The sequence below is a fragment of the Rhodococcus sp. JVH1 genome, assembly GCF_000280725.2.
Classification (GTDB): domain Bacteria; phylum Actinomycetota; class Actinomycetes; order Mycobacteriales; family Mycobacteriaceae; genus Rhodococcus_F; species Rhodococcus_F jostii_A.
The window spans coordinates 7026303-7046518 of sequence record NZ_CP166289.1; the positions used below are offsets into that span (position 1 = coordinate 7026303).

Sequence of the window (20216 nt, forward strand, 5' to 3'; positions counted from 1 at the left end):
CCGATCAGATCGATTATCCGGCGCCTGCCTGCGCCGCGCCTCGGGTCAGTGGGACAGTTCGTCCCGCTTCGCTCGGGCCTTCTCGAGCGCGGCTTCCGCCTGCTTGCGGGCCCGCTTGCTCAGCACCTCGCCGCGTTCCGCGGCGGTGCCGGCCCATTCCTCGCCCTTCTCACGGGCGACCTCGGCCAACTCCGGGCCGCGTTCCTTCGCGACGTCGACGAGTTCCGCGCCGCGCTCCTTCGCCAGTTCGACGAGTTCCGCGCCGCGCTCCTTGGCGACCTCGGCCCACTCGGTGCCGTGTTCCTTGGCGACCTCGGCCCACTCGGTGCCGTGTTCCTTCGCGACGTCCGCCCACTCGGGGCCGCGATCCGCCGCGACCTTCGCGAATTCGGCGCCACGATCTTTCGCGATCTCGAGGAGACCGGATCCGCGCTCGGCGGCCTCACCGGAGAGGATGCGTGCACGCTCCGACGCCGCGGCCAATGCCTCCCCGAGCTCGGGGCCGTGGTGGTCGTGACCTGACCCGATCGGCAGAGCTGCGGCCACGGCCTCCTGGGCGTGCCGGGCGGCGCGGCGTCCACGCCAGCCGAGGGACGGCTTGCCCTCGGTGTCGACGGCGGCGATCAGCAGCCCGCCGAGCAGGCTGACGTTCTTGAGGAACTGAGTGCGCTGAGCTGCCTTCTTCGCCGGGTCGGTCTCGTTCCAGAAGTCGTGCCCGGCAAGGGTAGTGGGCACGAGGCTGCCGGCCAGCGCGAGCGATGCGAGTCGCGGCGCCTTCCCGGTGGCGAGGAGCACTCCGCCGCCGATCTGCACGGCGGCATTGATCTTGATCAACGTCTCCGGGTCGGACGGAATCTTCTGCGTGACGGACCCGGGAAGCGCCTCGGTGGACTTGTCGATCAGTGGTGCGGCGGCCTGTGCTCTCTGCGCCGGATTTCGAAGTGCATCGATCCCTCCGCTGATGAAGACTGCGGACAGCAGTGGGCGAGCGATACGACGGACAAGCATTCCTGGCCTCCCAATCTCTAGTTCTCCCGTCTCACACTAACGAGAGTTCTGGGCAGTCGTCGGCGTACGACTGTTGCCGCACCGACGGGCTGCCCATTCACCAGTACCCAGGGAGGCCGATCGCCAATCGCGGACCGTTCGGCGCGCAATCGGCGATCGGGTGCGGTTCACCAGCCGCGCTCGCGCCACTTCCCGAGGTGGGGGCGCTCGGCGCCGAGGGTGGTGTCGTCACCGTGGCCGGGATAGACGACCGTGTCGTCGCCGTAGCGGTCGAAGACCTTGGTTTCGACGTCGGTGAGCAGTGATGCGAACTTGCCTTCGTCGGCGGTCTTGCCCACCCCGCCGGGGAAGAGGGAGTCGCCGGTGAAGAGGTGGACGCGTGTGCCGCCGGCCTCGGTGAGCGCGAGGGCGACGGAGCCGGGGGTGTGGCCTGCGAGATGGATCACGTCGAGGGTGACGTCGCCGACGGTGACCGTGTCACCGTCTTCGAGGAGACGGTCGGGCCGGACGGGCAGAGCGTCGGCGTCGAGTGGATGCGCGGCGGTCTCCACGCGGGTAGCGGCCGCGACGTCCTCGAGTGCCAGCCAGTGGTCGCCGTGCTGGTGAGTGGTGACGATCAGCTCGAGGGACGGAGCGTGTTCGGTGATCAGTTGGTTGACGCGGTCCGCCTCGTTGGCGGCGTCGATGAGGACGGATTTTCCGGTTGCGGAACAGACGACCAGGTACACGTTGTTGTCCATGGGGCCGACGGACATCTTCGTGATCGTGGCTCCCGGAACCGTCCGGCGCTGCGGCGCCGAACCGGGGGAGACGTGGCCGGTGTACGAGTCTTCTATCACCATGGGCTGCTCGGTCATGATGGGGAGGCTACCGTCGAATACAGGCAGGTGAGTGGCAGGGCGGCCATCCGTCCCACAGAACGTGTCGGTGCCCCGGCTTACCATGGCACGGCCAGAGGGCTCAGCGTTCATGCGCGCCCTCGGCTGTCGAACAATGAAGGGACTTGGAGTGGCGGATCGCCTTATCGTGCGGGGTGCCCGTGAGCACAATCTGCGAGGGGTCGATCTCGATCTGCCCCGCGACAGCCTGATCGTGTTCACCGGGCTGTCGGGCTCGGGCAAGTCGAGTCTGGCATTCGACACGATCTTCGCCGAGGGCCAGCGACGTTACGTCGAGTCGCTGTCGGCGTACGCGCGCCAATTCCTCGGCCAGATGGACAAGCCCGACGTCGACTTCATCGAAGGTCTGTCGCCGGCGGTGTCCATCGACCAGAAGTCGACCAACCGCAACCCGCGGTCGACGGTCGGCACCATCACGGAGGTATACGACTACCTCCGTCTGCTGTACGCCCGGGCGGGCACCGCCCACTGCCCGGTGTGTGGCGAGCAGATCGCGCGGCAGACGCCGCAGCAGATCGTCGACCAGGTCCTCGACATGGAGGAAGGCACCCGCTTCCAGGTGCTCGCTCCCGTCGTGCGGACCCGCAAGGGTGAATTCGTCGACCTGTTCGACCAGCTCAACATGCAGGGCTATTCGCGTGTGCGAGTCGACGGCGTGGTGCATCCGCTCTCCGATCCGCCCAAGCTCAAGAAGCAGGAGAAGCACGACATCGAGGTCGTCGTCGACCGCCTCACCGTCAAGGCCAGCTCCAAGCAGCGACTCACCGATTCCGTCGAGACCGCGCTGCGGTTGGCGGAGGGCATCGTCGTCCTCGACTTCGTCGACCGCGAAGAGAACGCCACAGACCGGGAACGCCGATTCTCGGAGAAGCTGGCGTGTCCGAACGGCCACGCGCTCTCCATCGACGACCTCGAACCGCGGTCGTTCTCGTTCAACTCCCCGTACGGTGCCTGCCCCGAGTGCACCGGTCTCGGAATCCGTAAGGAGGTCGACCCCGACCTCGTTGTCCCCGACCCCGAGCTGTCCCTCGAGGACGGAGCCATCGCGCCGTGGTCGATGGGGCAGAGTTCCGAATACTTCGGCCGCCTGCTGTCCGGTCTCGGCGACATTCTCGGCTTCGACATGAAGACGCCGTGGAACAAGCTGCCCGCGAAGGCACGCCGCGCGATCCTCGAGGGCAGTGAGGAACAGGTCCACGTGCGGTACAAGAACCGGTACGGGCGTACTCGTTCCTACTACGCCGAGTTCGAGGGCGTCATGCCGTTCCTGCACCGCCGCCTCGAGCAGACCGAGTCGGACCAGATGAAGGAACGCTACGACGGCTACATGCGTGACACCCCCTGTCCCGCGTGTGGTGGTGCGCGGCTGCGCCCCGAGATCCTGTCGGTCACGATCGCGAGCGAAAAGTTCGGCATGAAGTCGATCGCCGAGGTCTGCGAACTCTCGATCTCCGATTGCGCCGACTTCCTGAACAGCCTCACGCTGGGCAGCCGCGAGGAGGCCATCGCCGGCCAGGTGCTCAAGGAGGTCCAGGCACGTCTCGGCTTCCTGCTCGACGTCGGCCTCGAATACCTGTCGCTCGCCCGCGCCGCCGGCACCTTGTCCGGTGGTGAGGCGCAGCGTATCCGCCTCGCCACCCAGATCGGCTCGGGCCTGGTGGGCGTCCTGTACGTGCTCGACGAGCCGTCGATCGGTCTGCATCAGCGCGACAACCGGCGTCTCATCGAGACCCTGACGCGCCTGCGCGACCTCGGGAACACGCTCATCGTGGTCGAACACGACGAAGACACCATCCGCACGTCCGACTGGGTGGTCGACATCGGACCGCTCGCAGGCGAGCACGGAGGCAAGGTCGTCCACAGCGGGCCGTACGAGGAACTGCTCGACTGCGAGGAATCCCTCACCGGCGCCTACCTGTCGGGCCGCAGTCACATCGAGATCCCGGCCATCCGCCGGCCGGTCGACCGCAAACGGCAGGTCACGGTCATCGGTGCGCGCGAACACAACCTCGGAGGCATCGACGTCAGCTTCCCGCTGGGCGTGCTCACCTCGGTCACCGGTGTGTCCGGGTCCGGTAAGTCGACGCTCGTCAACGACATCCTCGCGACCGTGATGGCGAACAAGCTCAACGGCGCCCGCCAGGTGCCGGGCAGGCACACCCGCATCAACGGGCTCGACCAGCTGGACAAGCTCGTCCAGGTCGACCAGTCGCCGATCGGCCGCACCCCGCGGTCCAACGCGGCCACCTACACCGGGGTGTTCGACAAGATCCGGACCCTGTTCGCCGCCACCACCGAGTCGAAGGTGCGCGGCTACCAGCCGGGCCGGTTCTCGTTCAACGTCAAGGGCGGCCGCTGCGAGGCCTGCTCCGGAGACGGCACGTTGAAGATCGAGATGAACTTCCTGCCCGACGTGTACGTGCCGTGCGAGGTCTGCCACGGCGCCCGGTACAACCGCGAGACGCTCGAGGTCCACTACAAGGGCAAGACCATCGCCGAGGTCCTGGACATGCCGATCGAGGAGGCCGCGGAGTTCTTCGAGCCCATCACCTCGATCCACCGCTACCTCAAGACCCTGGTCGAGGTCGGTCTCGGGTACGTGCGGCTCGGTCAGCCCGCGCCCACGCTGTCCGGTGGTGAGGCGCAGCGCGTGAAACTCGCCGCCGAACTGCAGAAACGTTCGACGGGCCGCACGGTGTACATCCTCGACGAGCCCACCACGGGTCTGCACTTCGAGGACATCCGCAAGCTGCTGGGGGTCGTCAACGGGTTGGTCGACAAGGGCAACACGGTGATCGTGATCGAGCACAACCTCGACGTGATCAAGACGTCCGACTGGGTGATCGACATGGGGCCCGAGGGCGGGTCCGGCGGCGGCACCGTCGTCGCGCAGGGCACCCCGGAGGAGGTGGCGCAGGTTCCGGAGAGTTACACGGGTCGGTTCCTCGAAAACGTCCTCGAAGCGCCGGCGCCGCCCGCCGCGGCGAAGTCGAAGGCGGCCAAGTCGTCGTCGACGCGGAAGTCTGCGTCGGCGAAGAAGACTGCCGCGGCCGCCACGGCGACGCCGCGCAAGCGCGCGCCGAAGAAGGCCGCAGCAGTCGGCTGAGTTCGGTCAGTCCCTCGCGGCCGTGTCGATCGCGGTCGCGAGGTCTGCGGGCCGCGACCACATCGGCCAGTGGCCGGTCGGCAGATCGACGTAGTCGACCTTCGCGATCTGCGCGAGTTCGGCGGCCATCGGATGGCCCGCGCCGGCCATCTGCTGGATGACCTCCGACGGGAAACTGGTGCAGATCACCGTGGTCGGCACGTCCAGACGGCCGCTGTCGCGGAGTTCGAGCCTGTCCCTCGCGGGACCGGCCGGTTCCGGCACCGCGCGGCTGCGGAACGTCTCGAGCGCGACGTCGTCGAGTCCGTCGAGACTGCTGCCCTCGGCCTCGAGTTCGGACCACGACGGGAGCGGGATCTCGGTGACCGAAGCATCGAGATCGTCACGAAGTGCGGTGCCGTTCTGCAATGGTCCCGAGTCGACGTAGACGATGCGGGCCAGTCGGTCGGGCACCCGATCGCTCGCAGCGTAGGCCACCGGTCCCGCACCGCTGTGCGCGACGAGCACAACCCGCTCCGACGACGGTGTGTTCGCGACGACGTCCGCGATGGCGGAGATGTGATCGTCCAGTCGGATGCCGGCGCGATCGCTGTCCGCGGAGTGAAGTCCGGGCAAGGTCACCGCGGTGACGTGATGTCCTCGCCGGACCAGGTCGGAAGCCACTGCCTCCCAGGCCCATGCGCCGAGCCAGAATCCGGGAGCCAGGATGATGTGAGTGCCTGTGCTGTCGTGTGATTCGCTTGTCTGGGTCATGGGACAAGAGTGAACCCGTAACGGTGACATCTGCGTGTCACCGTATGTGTCACAGTCGTATAACGGAATCGGTCGGCGAGAATCGGGACTTTGCGGCGGTCGTTCGGCAGACTGCCCTCATGGACCGTCCAGCCCGCCTCCACGCCCTGACGGAAGAACTACGCCGCGCGGGGGACCGGGGCCGGACCGCGGAGCAGTTGGCGGCGCAGTTCGAGGTGACCGCCCGGACGATCAAGCGAGACGTCGCCGTGCTGCAGTCCTCGGGCGCCCCGATCCGGGCCACTGCCGGGCCGGGTGGGGGATACGGGATCATCGGGAACGGCACGTTACCGCCCGTGAACTTCACTGCCGCTCAAGCGGTTTCGGTGGCACTGGCCCTGACGGCGTTTCGCGATGCTCCGTTCGCGACCGACGGCCGCGCCGCGCTGGCCAAACTGCTCGACGTGATGGATGCCGAGTCGAGGGAGCGGGTGGAGCGACTCGGTGCGAAGGTGTGGATCCGCCGAGATGCCGACACGGCGGGCGCGGAACCACGCATCCGCCGCGTCGTCGAAGACGGATTGCAGCGCGAACTGATGGTGTCGCTCCGATATGTGGACCGGGACGGCGAGCGTACCGAACGCGTCGTCGAACCGCACCTCCTCGCTCACACCAGGGGATCGTGGTTCCTCGTCGCGTGGTGCCTGAGCCGGGCGGGTGTGCGGTGGTTCCGGCTGGACCGGGTGTCCGACGCCACCCTCACCGGCCGGTCGTTCGTCCCACGCGATCCGAGCCTCTTCGGCGAACCGCCCGCCGACGCGCGCAGCGTGTTCGAACAGTGAGATTCGATCAGAGCGCGCGGGCGGCTGCCACGGACCGGTTCAGCAACGAGACGAGAACCGACTCGTCGACATCGGCGAGCCTCTTGACGTAGAGGCAGCCCTTGCCGAGTGTGTGCTTACCGAGTGCGGCGAGTTCGGCCTCGTGCTCGGCGAAGTCGAGCGAGAGGTACAGGGTGAGCGCCGCGGCCCGGGGCGAGAAGCCGATCAGTGCAGTATCGCCCTCGTGTCCGCTGGCATACCTGTAGTGGCGGGAGCCGAACCCGACGATGCTCGTGCCCCACATCGCGGCGGGCTCTCCGCTCGCGGCGGTGAGCAACTCCACCAGTCGTGCGCTGTCGGCGCGCTTGACCGGGTCGGCGATCGTGCCGAGGAACTCGTCGACGCCGGCAGGCGTCCGCACGGTCTTGTTGCGGCTCGCCATGTCAGTACACGGGGCCGGTGTACTTCTCGCCCGGACCCTTGCCCGGCTCGTCCGGGTGCGAGGACGCTTCACGGAACGCGCGCTGCAGCGCCTGGAGGCCTTCGCGGATCGGTCCCGCGTGCGGTCCGAGGTACTCGATGGACGCGGTCACCAGGCCGGCGAGGGCGGTGATGACCCGGCGGGCCTCGTCGAGGTCGCGGTGGGGGCTGGAGTCGGGGTCGGCGTCGGACAGGCCGAGTTTCTCGGCTGCCGAACTCATGAGCATGACCGCCGCGCGGCTGATGACCTCGACCGAGGGGACGTCGGCCAGTTCCCGGACGTCGGTATTCTGGTCACCGCCGGTCGGGGTGCCGTCGTTCGGGGTGTCATCGATGTTGTCCGTCATGCCTTAGAGGATTCCACCAGGGCCCTGTGGCGCAACGTCTCGGTGTCGATTAGCTCACGACGGGCGCAAATGTTACTCTTGACGCAACGACCGCCTTCGGATTTGTCGGGGGCAGCAAGTGGAGTCCGACTCCCACCTCTGCGCGGCAGGTAAAACTGCAGTTCAGTGGTCCGGTCGCTCGGTCCGAGGTTACTCGGGTTCGAGTTCCTCGAATGTGAGGAGATGAGGGATCGGCGTGAGCCGTGAGTTCGTCTGATCGGTCGACATCGGGCCCCGCATGGTGAAAGTCATTCACCGCCGCGGGGCTTTTTTGTTGGGAATCCGGGCGTACGGGCTGCTGGCGGTCTCGAGACAAGACCGTTCAACCTAGGAGGCCCCATCAGCACTGAGACCCGCATCAACGATCGCATCCGAGTTCCCGAGGTCCGCCTCGTCGGACCCGGAGGTGAACAGGTTGGCATCGTGCGTGTTGAAGATGCACTCCGCTTGGCCCTCGAGGCCGATCTCGACCTGGTCGAGGTGGCCCCCGACGCTCGCCCGCCGGTCTGCAAGATCATGGACTACGGCAAGTTCAAGTACGAGGCCGCGCAGAAGGCGCGTGAGTCGCGCAAGAACCAGCAGCTCACGGTCATCAAGGAGCAGAAGCTCCGCCCCAAGATCGACGATCACGACTACGAGACGAAGAAGCGGAACGTCGTGCGCTTCCTCGAAGCCGGATCCAAGGTCAAGGTCACGATCATGTTCCGCGGACGTGAGCAGTCGCGTCCGGAGCTCGGATTCCGGCTGCTGCAGCGTCTCGGTGCAGACGTCGCGGATCTCGGGTTCGTGGAGACGTCCGCCAAGCAGGACGGTCGAAACATGACGATGGTGCTCGCTCCGCACAAGGGCGCGAAGACCCGGGTGAAAGCGCAGGAAAGCGCCGCTGCGCCGCCGGCGCAGCGGGCAACTCCCGCGCCGGCCGCACCGGCACAGGCTCCGGCGGCACCTGCGGAGCAGGCGGGCGACAGTGTGCCCGGCGAAGCGCCGACCAGCTAGTCCGACTCCACCAGCACGACCCGGATCACGGTCCGGATACAGAGAACTGAGGACTCCATGCCCAAGTCGAAGACCCACAGCGGCACCGCGAAGCGATTCAAGGTGTCCGGCAGCGGAAAGATCCTGCGCCAGAAGGCCGGTCGCCGCCACCTGCTCGAGCATAAGGCCACGAAGGTGACCCGTCGCCTCGATGGCGTGGCTGTCGTCAGCAAGGCTGACACTCCTCGCATCAAGCGCCTGCTCGACATCTGAGTCGACACCCTTTTACTGACCACCCGGGGCAGCTCACCGCCCCAAGATTGACAGGATTTTTCAGTGGCACGCGTAAAGAGGGCGGTAAACGCCCAGAAGAAGCGTCGTTCGATTCTCGAAGCCTCCAGCGGCTACCGCGGACAGCGCTCGCGCCTGTACCGCAAGGCGAAGGAACAGCAGCTCCACTCGCTGACCTACGCCTACCGTGACCGCCGCGCGCGCAAGGGCGACTTCCGCAAGCTGTGGATCACGCGTATCAACGCTGCTGCACGGGCGAACGACATCACGTACAACCGCCTGATCCAGGGTCTGCGTCTGGCCGAGATCGAGGTCGACCGCAAGAACCTCGCCGAGCTGGCCGTGTCCGACGCGGCGGCATTCGCCGGCCTCGTGGCCCTCGCCAAGGCGGCACTCCCGGCAGACGTCAACGCTCCGGCCGGAGAAGCGGCCTGAGTCTCGCAGCACCCCGGCCTTCAGAGCCCCGGCCTTCAGAGCCTCGGAAACGACCCGTGGACCCGCTCACCGAGCGCACCCCACGGGTCGTTTCTGCTGTCAAGCTGCTGCGCACCGCGGAACGCCGCAAGGTCGGGCGCTTCCTGGTGGAGGGCGAGAACTCCGTCGGCGAGGCACTCGACACCCGTCCCGTGCACGATCTCTTCTACACCGAGGACGCCGGGCAGCGGTACGCGAGGCTGATCGACCGGGCACACACCGCGGGTGTGCGGACGTCGCTGGTGACGGACCGCGCGGTCCGAGCGCTCAGCGACACGGTGACCCCGCCGGGTCTCGTCGCAGTGTGCGATCTCCTCGACGTTCCGCTGACGGAGGCGATCGGCCCCGGAACCCGTCTGCTCGCGGTTCCGGTCGCGGTCGCGGAGCCCGGCAACGCGGGCACCGTCATCCGGGTCGCGGACGCGGTGGGCGCGGACGCGGCCATTCTCGCCGGCGACAGCGTCGACCCGCACAACGGCAAATGCGTCCGGGCGTCCGCCGGAAGCCTGTTCCACCTTCCGGTGGTGCGTGAGCGGGACACCGCGGCGGTACTCGACAGCATCAGCGCGGCGGGAATTCAGTTGCTCGCCACGGCGGCCGACGGCGAGGTCGATCTGGACGACGCCGACGAACTGCTGGCCCGCCCCACGGCGTGGTTGTTCGGCAACGAGGCCCACGGCCTCGACGCGGCCACCTCGGCGCGAGCCGATCACCGGGTGCGGATTCCGATCCACGGTCGAGCCGAGAGCCTCAACCTGGCGACCGCGGCGTCGATCTGCCTGTATTCGAGCGCGCGGGTCCAGAACCGCAAGCGAACCGACAGCTGAACCGGCGAAAATGGGATCGCATAGGATTTGACGGCGAGCTGTTTCGGTTTCGTCGAGAGTGTTGACTGAAAGAACTTAAGGAGTGGCACCGGTCGTGGCTAAAAAAGAGGGCGCTGCCTCCACGGGCGTCGAAGGCGGCGCGGTCGATGCGAGTGCGCTCACCGAAGACGCTCTGACTGCGGCAGCGGAGAGCGCAGAAAAGGCGTTCGCGTCGGTGGCGGATCTCGACGACCTGGCGAAGGCCAAGGTCGAGCACATGGGCGACAAGTCGCCGATCGCCCTCGCCCGCCGCGGACTCGGAGCCCTCCCGGGCAAGGAGAAGGCCGACGCAGGCAAGCGCGTGAACGTCGCCCGCACCCGGATCAGTGCGGCGTTCGACGAACGCCGCGCCGTCCTGCTCGCCGAGCGCGACGCGGCCGTCCTCGTGGCCGAGTCCATCGACGTGACCCTGCCGTCGCAGCGTCAGCCGGTGGGCGCCCGCCACCCGATCAGCATCATCTCCGAGCAGGTCGAGGACGTGTTCGTCGCGATGGGCTGGGAGGTCGCCGAGGGCCCGGAGGTGGAGACCGAGCACTTCAACTTCGATGCCCTCAACTTCCTGCCCGATCACCCCGCGCGGACGATGCAGGACACGTTCCACATCGCACCGGAGGGCTCGCGCCAGGTACTTCGCACGCACACGTCGCCGGTACAGGTGCGCACCATGCTCTCGCGTGAGGTGCCGATCTACGTGGTGTGCCCCGGGCGGACGTTCCGCACCGACGAACTCGACGCCACCCACACCCCGGTCTTCTCCCAGGTGGAGGGTCTCGCCGTCGACAAGGGCCTCACCATGGCCCACCTGCGCGGCACGCTCGACGCGTTCGCCCGCGCACTGTTCGGTCCCGAGACCCGTACCCGGATGCGCCCGAACTACTTCCCGTTCACGGAACCGTCCGCCGAGGTGGACGTCTGGTTCCCGAACAAGAAGGGCGGCGCGGGCTGGGTCGAGTGGGGCGGCTGCGGAATGGTCAACCCGAATGTGCTGCGCGCCTCCGGAATCGACCCCGACGTATACACCGGGTTCGCGTTCGGTATGGGGCTCGAGCGCACACTGCAGTTCCGGAACGGGATCCCGGACATGCGCGACATCGTCGAGGGCGACGTGCGGTTCACGCTGCCCTTCGGTGTCCAGGGCTGACCCCGCGTCACCCGAATCCCGCCCACCACAGTCACGACATCTTCACGAACGAGAGAGCTGAGCAGACGTGCGAGTAGCGCAATCCTGGCTGACCGAGATCCTGCAGCGTGCCACCCCGGACTGGGACGTCACCGCCGAGGAACTCGACGCAGGTTTCGTCCGGGTCGGGCTCGAGGTCGAGGAAGTCGACCGGCTCGAACCCGTCGACGGCCCCCTCGTGGTCGGCAAGGTTCTCGAGATCACCGAGCTCACCGAGTTCAAGAAGCCGATCCGCTTCTGCAAGGTTGATGTGGGGGCGGCCGAGCCGCAGGGCATCGTGTGCGGCGCCCGGAACTTCGCCGAGGGCGACCTCGTGGTGGTCGCACTCCCCGGCGCAGTGCTTCCCGGTGGTTTCGCCATCGCGTCCCGCAAGACGTACGGGCAGGTCTCCGACGGGATGATCTGTTCGGTGGCCGAACTCGGCATCGGCAAGGACCATTCGGGCATCCTCGTCCTCGAGCCGGGCACCGCGCTCCCCGGTGCGGACGCCAACGAGTTGATGGGCCTGAACGACACGGTCATCGAACTCAACATCACCCCGGACCGCGGCTACTGCTTCTCCGTCCGCGGGCTCACCCGTGAACTGGCGTGCGGGTTCGACCTGGACTTCGCCGACCCGGCGTCGGTGGCGCCGTACCCGGCGGAGGGGGAGGCCTGGCCGATCCGCGTCGAGCCGGAGTCGAAGGCGACGCGTTTCGCAGCCCGCCGCGTGACGGGTATCGATCCGAAGGCGGTCAGCCCGTGGTGGCTGCAGCGTCGGCTGCTGCTGTCGGGGGTCCGCCCGATCTCGCCTGCCGTCGACGTCACCAATTACGTTCTGCTCGAACTGGGCCAGCCGTTGCACGCGTTCGATGCCGCGAAGATCAGCGGTGAACTCGTCGTGCGTCGCGCGGTGGCGGGGGAGAAGCTGACCACTCTCGATGAGATCGAGCGCGTCCTCGACCCCGAGGACGTCGTGATCGCCGACGATTCGGGCGTCGTGTCGCTGGCCGGGATCATGGGTGGCGCGTCCACCGAGGTCGGGTCGGAAACCACCGACATCCTGCTCGAGGCGGCGACGTGGGATCCGCTCGCGGTGTTCAAGACCGCGCGCAGGCACAAGCTGACCAGCGAGGCCAGTAAGCGTTTCGAGCGGGTGGTCGACCCCGAGATCCCCGTCGCGGCACTGGACCGGGCGGCGGCGCTGCTCGTCGACATCGCCGGCGGGCGGGTAGAGCCGGCGCTCACCGACATCGGTGAGGTCACCCCGCACGAGCCCATCCACATGGACATCGACCTCCCCGACCGCGTGGCGGGCGTCGACTACCCCAACGGCACCGCTGCGCGCCGGCTGACGCAGATCGGCTGCAACGTCGAGGTCGGGGTCAGCGACAGCGGACACGGTCAGCTCGTCGCCGGCCCGCCGTCGTGGCGGCCCGACCTGGTGCAGCCCGCCGACCTGGTGGAGGAGGTTCTGCGCCTCGAGGGGCTCGAGAAGATTCCGTCGGTGCTGCCCGCAGCCCCCGCGGGCCGTGGGTTGACTCCTGCGCAGCGCCGCAAGCGCGCCGTCGGCCGTGCCCTGGCGTTCGCGGGATACGTCGAGATCCTTCCCCCCGTCTTCCTGCCCCCCGGGATCTTCGACACGTGGGGCCTGGACCCCGAGGATCCGCGCAGGAACACCAGTACCGTGCTGAACCCGCTCGAATCGGATCGGCCGGAACTGGCCACCACGTTGCTGCCCGGACTTCTCGAGGTTCTCGCCCGCAACGTCTCCCGCGGTCAGCGCGACCTGTCGCTGTTCGGCATCGCGCAGGTCGTGCTGCCCGGCGCCGACACCAAGCCGGTCGAGGCGCTGCCGGTGGATCGTCGCCCGACCGACGAACAGATCACGGCACTGCTGCAGTCGTTGCCGGACCAGCCGGTGCACGTGGCGGCGGTGCTCACGGGGCAGCGTGAGCCGAGCGGCCCGTGGGGCGCGGGACGCGCAGCCGATGCCACCGACGCGTTCGCGGCGGCCCGGACGGTCGCTGCCGCGGTCGGTGTCGAGATGGAGTTCCGCTCGACGCAGTACCTGCCGTGGCACCCGGGCCGCGGCGCGGAGCTGCTCGTGAACGGTGTCGTCGTCGGCCACGCGGGCGAGTTGCATCCCGCCGTGCTCGAGCGCGCCGGGCTGCCCCCGCGGACGAGTGCCGTGGAGATCGATCTGGACGCCCTGCCCCTGGTCGAGAATCTGCCCGCGCCGAAGGTCTCGCCCTTCCCGGCGGTCCTTCAGGACGTGGCGGTCGTGGTCGACACGGCGGTACCCGCCGCCGAGGTCCAGGCGGCCCTGCGGTCGGGTGGAGGAGAGCTCCTCGAGGACATCCGGCTGTTCGACGTATTCGAAGGTGAGCAGGTCGGGGAGGGCCGAAAGTCGCTGGCGTTCGCGCTGCGATTCCGCGGCGTCGACCGCACCCTGACCGAGGACGAGGCGAGCGCCGCCCGCGACGCCGCGGTGGCTGCGGCGTCCGCTGCCGTGGGTGCCGAACTACGCAGCTGACCCGTAGCCTGGGTTGAGGGGCCCGAGGCGGTGAGGAGCAGTGCGATGACCGAAGTGCGCGACGTCGTGGCGGCGGCGAGTCAGTTGACCGACGCCGAGTTCCTCGAGGTGGTGCGCGCGGTGGCCGCGGGTCGTCCGGGCCTCGGGGCGCTCCTCGCGGCGGTGGACGTGGGCGCGACGATTCCGGCGGAGGATCCGGTGACCGCGGAGATCGTGCCCCACATCGCGCCCGCTGTGCCCGAGCCGGACTACACGCCGGGCGGGGTCCCGACGTTCGACCGCGTGCGTGAGCGGATCGAGGGACGGTTCGGGACGGCGGTGGGCTCCTTCGAACTCGCGCACGACAGCCCGTCGGGGCAGTCGTTGGACGAGGCGTGGGAGAAGCGGGAGAAGGCGGGAAAGGCCAAGCTCGACGAGATTCGGCGGTCGCTCGGCAAGCAGTGACCACGCATTCCGTCCCGTCGAGAGACCGCGGTGTGTATTAGCTTGCATGATGATGCATAATCAATCGTATGACTGAGCACGCGGGAAAACCGATCAGGATTGCCGTCGCCGGCGCGAGTGGATACGCCGGTGGCGAAGTGCTGCGTCTGCTGCTGGGGCACCCGTCGTACGCGGACGGTTCGCTCGTCATCGGCGCGCTCACTGCCGGCGGCAATGCCGGATCGACTCTGGGCTCGCACCATCCGCACCTGCTTCCTCTCGCCGACCGAGTGCTCGAGGACACCACCGTCGAGACGCTCGCCGGCCACGACGTGGTGTTTCTCGGTCTGCCGCACGGCAATTCGGCGCAGTACGCGAAGGCGCTGCCCGAGTCCACGGTCATCATCGACTGCGGCGCCGACTTCCGGCTGACGAACGCCGAGGACTGGGAGCGGTACTACAAGAGCCCGCACGCAGGTAGCTGGCCGTACGGACTTCCGGAACTGCCGGGTGCCCGCGAGAAACTCGTCGGCGCCACACGCATCGCCGTCCCCGGGTGCTTCCCGACGGTGTCGAGTCTGGCGATGGCCCCCGCGGTCGCGGCGGGTGTCGTCGAACCGCGAGTCACGATCGTCGCCGTCACCGGTGCCTCCGGCGCGGGCCGCGCACCCAAGGCCGATCTGCTCGGCTCGGAGGTGATGGGTTCGGTCCGTGCCTACGGTGTCGGTGGCGTGCACCGCCACACCCCGGAGATCATCCAGAACCTTTCCGAACTCGCCGGTGAGCGCGTCACCGTGTCGTTCACCCCCGTGCTGGCGCCGATGCCGCGCGGCATCCTCGCCACGTGCACCGCGGCCACCACGGCGTCCGAGGACGAGGTGCGCGCGATCTACGAAAAGGCCTACGCGGACGAGCCGTTCGTGCACGTCCTGCCCCAGGGTGTGTTGCCGCAGACCGGTGCCGTCGTCGGATCGAACGCGGTCCAGATCGCCGTGACGGTCGACGCCGACGCCGGTCAGATCGTCGTGGTCGCGGTGATCGACAACCTTGCGAAGGGCACCGCCGGCGGAGCGGTGCAATCGATGAATCTTGCGCTTGGACTACCCGAGACCGCCGGTCTCTCGACAGTGGGAGTTGCCCCGTGAGCAGTGACAGCACGATCGATCCGCACCCGACCCGGGAGGTCGCCGGCGGCACGCTGGTCCGAACACAGGGAGTGTCGGGGCCCGCGGGGTTCCGCGCGGCCGGGATCAAGGCGGGTATCAAGGCGAGCGGCAACGCCGACCTGGCTCTCGTCGTCAACGAGGGACCCGAGCTCGCGGCGGCCGGCGTCTTCACCGCGAACAAGGTGAAGGCCGCCCCGGTGCTGTGGTCGCAGCAGGTGCTCACCACGGGCAGGCTGCGCGCCGTCGTGCTCAATTCCGGTGGGGCCAACGCGTGCACGGGTGCGGGCGGGTTCCAGGACGCGCACAAGACGGCCGAGGAAGTGGCGTCCGCGCTGAGCAACTGGGGAACCGAGACCGGCGCCGTCGAGGTCGCGGTGTGTTCCACGGGTCTGATCGGCGACCGCCTGCCGATGGACAAGGTTCTGGCCGGGGTCACGGAGGCCGTGCACGAACTCGCCGGGGGAATCTCGGGTGGCACCGACGCCGCGTACGCGATCATGACCACCGACACGGTGCCGAAGCAGGCCGCCCTGCACCATGCGGACAAGTGGAACGTGGGTGGTATGGCGAAGGGCGCAGGCATGCTGGCCCCCGCGCTGGCGACGATGCTGTGCGTGGTCACGACCGACGCCGTCGCGACCGCGGCGCAACTCGACGCCGCGCTGCGGGCGGCCACCCGGGTGACGTTCGATCGGCTGGACGTCGACGGTGCCACGTCGACCAACGACACGGTGCTGCTGCTGGCGTCCGGTGCGAGCAACGTGACACCGACCCAGGAAGAACTGAATGCGGCCGTGACGGCCGTTTGCGACGATCTGGCCGATCAGATGATGGCCGACGCGGAGGGCGTCACCAAGCGGGTGCGGATCACGGTCCGCGGCGCGGTCAGCGAGGAGGACGCCCTGATCGGTGCCCGGACGGTGGCGCGGGACAGCCTCGTCAAGACGGCGCTGTTCGGATCCGACCCCAATTGGGGCCGGGTGCTCGCCGCCATCGGCATCGCGCCGATCGAACTGGACCCCGACACGATCTCGGTGTCGTTCAACGGCGCCCCCGTCTGCATCGACGGCGTGGGCGCACCGGGTGCGCGGGACGTGGACCTGAGCGACATCGACATTTCCCTGGACATCGATCTCGGTCTGGGCGAGCACGCCGTGACCATCCGGACCACCGACCTGTCGCACGCGTATGTCGAAGAGAACTCGGCGTATTCGTCATGACAGCGATCAGCGAGGCACTCAGCGGCATCACCGATCACCAGAAGGCGCACGTCCTGGCGGAGGCTCTGCCGTGGCTGCAGCAGTTCCGTGACAAGGTCGTCGTCGTGAAGTACGGCGGCAACGCCATGGTCGACGACGCGCTGAAGACGGCGTTCGCGGCCGACATGGCGTTCCTGCGGACGGTCGGAATTCAGCCGGTCGTCGTGCACGGCGGCGGCCCCCAGATCAATGCCATGCTCGGAAAGCTCGGCATGACAGGCGAATTCAAGGGCGGGTTCCGCGTCACCACCCCCGAGGTGATGGACGTCGTCCGAATGGTGCTGTTCGGTCAGGTCGGCCGCGAACTGGTCGGACTGATCAACGCGCACGGACCGTATGCCGTCGGCATCTCCGGTGAGGACGCGCACCTGTTCACCGCCACCAAGCGCACCGTGATGGTCGAGGGCAAGCCGACCGACATCGGTCTCGTCGGCGACGTCACGACGGTGAACCCGGAGGCCGTCCTGGATCTGATCCGTGCGGGCCGAATTCCCGTGGTGTCCACCATCGCCCCCGACTCGGACGGTGTGGTGCACAACATCAACGCGGACACCGCCGCCGCCGCGCTCGCCGAGGCCATCGGCGCCGAGAAGCTCGTTGTCCTCACGGATGTCGAAGGGCTGTACACGAACTGGCCGGATCGCGATTCGCTGGCCACCGAGATCGACGTGGACGCGCTCGCGCAACTGCTGCCCAGCCTCGACGCCGGCATGGTGCCCAAGATGGAGGCCTGCCTGCGCGCGGTCCGCGGCGGTGTGCCCACCGCGCACGTCATCGACGGCCGTGTCGCCCATTCCGTTCTGCTCGAACTGTTCACCGGCGAGGGCATCGGCACGATGGTCACGCCCGGCCCTACTTCACCTACCGAGGGAGTTGCCTCATGACCGGAACCCCGGAGCTCCAGCAGCGCTGGTCCGGCGCTCTGATGAACACGTACGGCGTCCCCCGGGTGGCACTGACGCGTGGTCAGGGAGCGGTGCTGACCGACGCCGACGGCAAGGAGTACGTCGACTTCCTCGCCGGCATCGCCGTCAACATCCTCGGGCACGCGCACCCGGCGATCATCGAGGCCGTCACGATGCAGTTGTCGACCCTCGGGCACGTGTCGAACCTGTACGCCAGCGAGCCGGCGATCGAACTGGCCGAGAAGCTGCTCTCCCACCTGGGCGCCCCGGGACGTGTCTTCCTGTGCAATTCCGGCACCGAGGCCAACGAGGCGGCGTTCAAGCTCGCGCGCGCCACGGGACGATCGAAGATCATCGCCGCGGAGAACTCCTTCCACGGCCGCACGATGGGTGCGCTCGCGCTCACCGGCCAGGCCGCCAAGCGCGCGCCGTTCGAGCCGATGCCCCCGGGCGTCGAGCACGTGCCGTACGGCGATCTCGACGCACTCGACCGCGCCGTCGACGCCGACACCGCGGCCGTGTTCCTGGAGCCGATGATGGGCGAGGGCGGTGTCGTCGTTCCGCCCGAGGGATACCTCGCGGGCGCACGGCAGATCACCGCCGATCGCGGCGCCCTGCTCGTGCTCGACGAAGTGCAGACCGGGATCGGGCGCACGGGCTGGTTCTACGCACACCAGGCGGTCGGGATCGTGCCCGACGTCATGACCCTCGCGAAGGGACTCGGTGGCGGGATGCCGATCGGCGCATGCATCGCGACCGGCGCGACCGCGGACCTGTTCGGGCCGGGCAAGCACGGCACGACCTTCGGCGGGAACCCCGTCTGCGCGTCGGCGGCGCTCGCCGTGCTGCGGACGATCGCCGAAGACGACCTCATCTCCCGCGCCGACACGCTCGGCAAGTCGCTGTCAGCCGGCATCGAAGGTCTCGGGCATCCGCTGATCGACCACGTCCGCGGCGCCGGGCTGCTGCTCGGCATCGTCCTGACCCAGGACGTGGCCCCCGCCGTGGAGAACTCCGCGCGCGAGGCCGGATACCTGATCAACGCCGCACAACCGGGCGTCGTCCGGCTGGCTCCGCCCCTGGTCCTCACGGACGATCAAGCCGAAGGATTCGTCGCGGCGCTGCCCGCGATTCTCGACAACGCACAATCGGCCGCTCAGCCGGGAAAGCAGTGACGACCGTGGTGAAACACTTTCTCCGGGACGACGACCTCACCCCTGCGCAGCAGGCCGAGGTCCTCGAGCTCGCCGCCAGGCTGAAGAAGGCCCCGTTCGCCGAGCGCCCGCTCGAAGGCCCCCGTGGGGTCGGCGTGATCTTCGAGAAGAATTCGACGCGCACCCGGTTCTCGTTCGAGATGGGCATCGCGCAACTCGGCGGTCACGCGATCGTCGTCGACGGGCGCAGCACCCAACTCGGCCGCGAGGAGACGCTGCAGGACACGGGCCGCGTCCTGTCGCGGTACGTCGACGCCGTGGTGTGGCGCACGTTCGGGCAGAAGCGGCTCGAGGCGATGGCGTCCGGCGCCGACGTCCCGATCGTCAACGCGCTGTCCGACGAGTTCCACCCGTGCCAGGTCCTGGCCGATCTGCAGACCCTCGTGGAGCGGAAGGGTTCGCTGAAGGGGCTGAAGCTCACCTACCTCGGCGACGGCGCCAACAACATGGCGCACTCGCTGATGCTGGGCGGTGTGACCGCAGGTGTCGACGTGACCATCGCCAGCCCCGAGGGATTCGCGCCGCTGCCGTGGGTGGTCGAGGCGGCCCGGGCGCGGGCGGCCGAGACCGGCGCGACCATCACCCTCACCGGTGACCCGCAGACGGCGGTCGTCGGCGCGGACGCACTCGTCACCGATACCTGGACGTCGATGGGCCAGGAGAACGACGGGCTCGACCGCGTCGGCCCGTTCCGCCCGTTCCAGATCAACGAGGCGCTGCTCGCGAAGGCCGACGCCGACGCCGTGGTCCTGCACTGCCTGCCCGCCCACCGCGGGGAGGAGATCACCGACGAGGTCCTCGACGGACCGCAGAGCGTCGTCTGGGACGAGGCGGAGAACAGGCTGCACGCACAGAAGGCACTGCTCGTGTGGCTGCTCGCGCAGCGAACCGGGGACCGTCCGTGAGTGCGGCACCCCCGCAGAGTGCAGGTGCGGCTCAGCCGCAGCGCGCAGGTGCGGCACCGCCGCAGAGTGCACGTGCGGCTCAGCCGCAGAGTGCACGTGCGGCTCAGCCGCAGCGCACCGCCAACGCGGCGACGGCACCCACACGGGCGGGACGGCAGGCGCGCATCGTCGCGATCCTGTCGAACAACCCGGTCCGCAGCCAGACCGAACTCGCGGCGCTGCTCGCCGCCGAGGGCATCGACGCCACCCAGGCCACGCTGTCGCGGGACCTCGAGGAACTTGGTGCCGTGAAGCTTCGCGCCGCAGACGGCGGCGCCGGGGTCTACGTGGTGCCCGAGGACGGAAATCCCGTCCGCGGCGTCTCCGGCGGAACCGACCGGCTGTCGCGGTTGCTGGGGGAGTTACTGGTGTCGACCGATGCCAGTGGCAACATGGCGGTGCTGCGAACTCCCCCGGGGGCAGCGCACTATCTGGCGAGTGCACTCGATCGGGCATCATTACCTGACGTCGTGGGAACCATCGCGGGGGATGACACCATTCTCGTGGTGGCACGGGAGCCGCTGAGCGGGGCGGAACTCGCGGCCAAGATCGAATCCCTCGCCTGACAACTG

20 protein-coding genes are annotated in these 20216 nt (G+C 68.5%); 15 read left to right on the top strand and 5 right to left on the bottom strand.

Going from position 1 to position 20216, the window contains the following annotated elements; translation table 11 throughout:
• Positions 1–45: 45 nt before the first annotated feature.
• Entirely contained in the window at positions 46–1008 is a 963-nt protein-coding gene (locus JVH1_RS32875; protein ID WP_009473632.1) for a DoxX family membrane protein, read from the bottom strand.
• Positions 1009–1175: 167 nt separating this feature from the next.
• Positions 1176–1865 carry an MBL fold metallo-hydrolase gene (locus tag JVH1_RS32880; protein ID WP_029537401.1) on the bottom strand — a complete coding sequence of 230 codons (690 nt, stop codon included), beginning with the start codon at positions 1863–1865 and terminating at the stop codon, positions 1176–1178.
• A 151-nt stretch (positions 1866–2016) separates the two neighbouring features.
• On the opposite strand from JVH1_RS32880, the gene uvrA reads away from it, so the two are divergent.
• The gene (gene uvrA / locus JVH1_RS32885) at positions 2017–5013 is read left to right on the top strand and encodes an excinuclease ABC subunit UvrA (RefSeq protein ID WP_192817814.1); all 2997 of its coding nucleotides are present in this window, start codon (positions 2017–2019) and stop codon (positions 5011–5013) included.
• 6 nt (positions 5014–5019) lie between these two features.
• Here uvrA and JVH1_RS32890 read toward each other — a convergent pair whose 3' ends face one another.
• Complete coding sequence (locus tag JVH1_RS32890) at positions 5020–5766, bottom strand: alpha/beta fold hydrolase (protein WP_009473629.1); 747 nt, start codon at positions 5764–5766, stop codon at positions 5020–5022.
• A 119-nt stretch (positions 5767–5885) separates the two neighbouring features.
• Between JVH1_RS32890 and JVH1_RS32895 the strand changes: the two genes are divergently transcribed.
• On the top strand, positions 5886–6587 hold the full coding sequence (locus JVH1_RS32895; protein WP_043778082.1) for a YafY family protein: 702 nt from the start codon (positions 5886–5888) through the stop codon (positions 6585–6587).
• 7 nt (positions 6588–6594) lie between these two features.
• On the opposite strand, the gene JVH1_RS32900 is transcribed toward JVH1_RS32895, so the two are convergent.
• Both JVH1_RS32900 and JVH1_RS32905 read right to left on the bottom strand, forming a co-directional pair.
• Positions 6595–7008 (bottom strand): DUF1801 domain-containing protein, encoded by a 414-nt coding sequence (locus JVH1_RS32900; protein ID WP_009473627.1) that lies wholly within the window; start codon positions 7006–7008, stop codon positions 6595–6597.
• A 1-nt stretch (position 7009) separates the two neighbouring features.
• Positions 7010–7393 carry a DUF1844 domain-containing protein gene (locus JVH1_RS32905; protein ID WP_009473626.1) on the bottom strand — a complete coding sequence of 128 codons (384 nt, stop codon included), beginning with the start codon at positions 7391–7393 and terminating at the stop codon, positions 7010–7012.
• Between the two features lie 378 nt (positions 7394–7771).
• On the opposite strand from JVH1_RS32905, the gene infC reads away from it, so the two are divergent.
• The 13 genes from infC (at position 7772) to JVH1_RS32970 (ending at position 20210) form a co-directional block, all read left to right on the top strand.
• Complete coding sequence (gene infC, locus JVH1_RS32910) at positions 7772–8428, top strand: translation initiation factor IF-3 (protein WP_083849716.1); 657 nt, start codon at positions 7772–7774, stop codon at positions 8426–8428.
• A 57-nt stretch (positions 8429–8485) separates the two neighbouring features.
• A complete protein-coding gene (gene rpmI / locus JVH1_RS32915) occupies positions 8486–8680 on the top strand; it encodes a 50S ribosomal protein L35 (RefSeq protein ID WP_005247390.1) in 195 nt (64 codons plus the stop codon).
• Between the two features lie 63 nt (positions 8681–8743).
• Positions 8744–9133 (top strand): 50S ribosomal protein L20, encoded by a 390-nt coding sequence (gene rplT / locus JVH1_RS32920; protein WP_005247385.1) that lies wholly within the window; start codon positions 8744–8746, stop codon positions 9131–9133.
• Positions 9134–9189: 56 nt separating this feature from the next.
• Positions 9190–9999 (top strand): RNA methyltransferase, encoded by an 810-nt coding sequence (locus tag JVH1_RS32925; protein WP_009473624.1) that lies wholly within the window; start codon positions 9190–9192, stop codon positions 9997–9999.
• Positions 10000–10093: 94 nt separating this feature from the next.
• On the top strand, positions 10094–11179 hold the full coding sequence (gene pheS / locus JVH1_RS32930; protein ID WP_009473623.1) for a phenylalanine--tRNA ligase subunit alpha: 1086 nt from the start codon (positions 10094–10096) through the stop codon (positions 11177–11179).
• 67 nt (positions 11180–11246) lie between these two features.
• Positions 11247–13733 (top strand): phenylalanine--tRNA ligase subunit beta, encoded by a 2487-nt coding sequence (gene pheT, locus JVH1_RS32935; RefSeq protein ID WP_009473622.1) that lies wholly within the window; start codon positions 11247–11249, stop codon positions 13731–13733.
• Positions 13734–13778: 45 nt separating this feature from the next.
• Positions 13779–14177, top strand: a complete 399-nt coding sequence (locus tag JVH1_RS32940; protein WP_009473621.1) for a hypothetical protein — start codon at positions 13779–13781, stop codon at positions 14175–14177.
• A gap of 68 nt (positions 14178–14245) precedes the next feature.
• Complete coding sequence (argC, locus tag JVH1_RS32945) at positions 14246–15301, top strand: N-acetyl-gamma-glutamyl-phosphate reductase (RefSeq protein WP_011594143.1); 1056 nt, start codon at positions 14246–14248, stop codon at positions 15299–15301.
• Entirely contained in the window at positions 15298–16542 is a 1245-nt protein-coding gene (argJ, locus tag JVH1_RS32950) for a bifunctional glutamate N-acetyltransferase/amino-acid acetyltransferase ArgJ (protein ID WP_009473619.1), read from the top strand. Before argC ends, argJ begins: the two co-directional genes overlap by 4 nt.
• Positions 16539–17465, top strand: coding sequence for an acetylglutamate kinase (argB, locus tag JVH1_RS32955; RefSeq protein WP_009473618.1), 927 nt, complete (start codon positions 16539–16541; stop codon positions 17463–17465). Before argJ ends, argB begins: the two co-directional genes overlap by 4 nt.
• Positions 17462–18661: an acetylornithine transaminase gene (locus tag JVH1_RS32960; RefSeq protein ID WP_009473617.1), complete on the top strand. Its 1200-nt coding sequence runs from the start codon at positions 17462–17464 to the stop codon at positions 18659–18661. The genes argB and JVH1_RS32960 overlap by 4 nt, the downstream gene beginning before the upstream one ends.
• Positions 18658–19605 (top strand): ornithine carbamoyltransferase, encoded by a 948-nt coding sequence (argF, locus tag JVH1_RS32965; RefSeq protein WP_009473616.1) that lies wholly within the window; start codon positions 18658–18660, stop codon positions 19603–19605. Before JVH1_RS32960 ends, argF begins: the two co-directional genes overlap by 4 nt.
• Complete coding sequence (locus JVH1_RS32970; RefSeq protein WP_009473615.1) at positions 19602–20210, top strand: arginine repressor; 609 nt, start codon at positions 19602–19604, stop codon at positions 20208–20210. Before argF ends, JVH1_RS32970 begins: the two co-directional genes overlap by 4 nt.
• Positions 20211–20216: the final 6 nt, after the last annotated feature.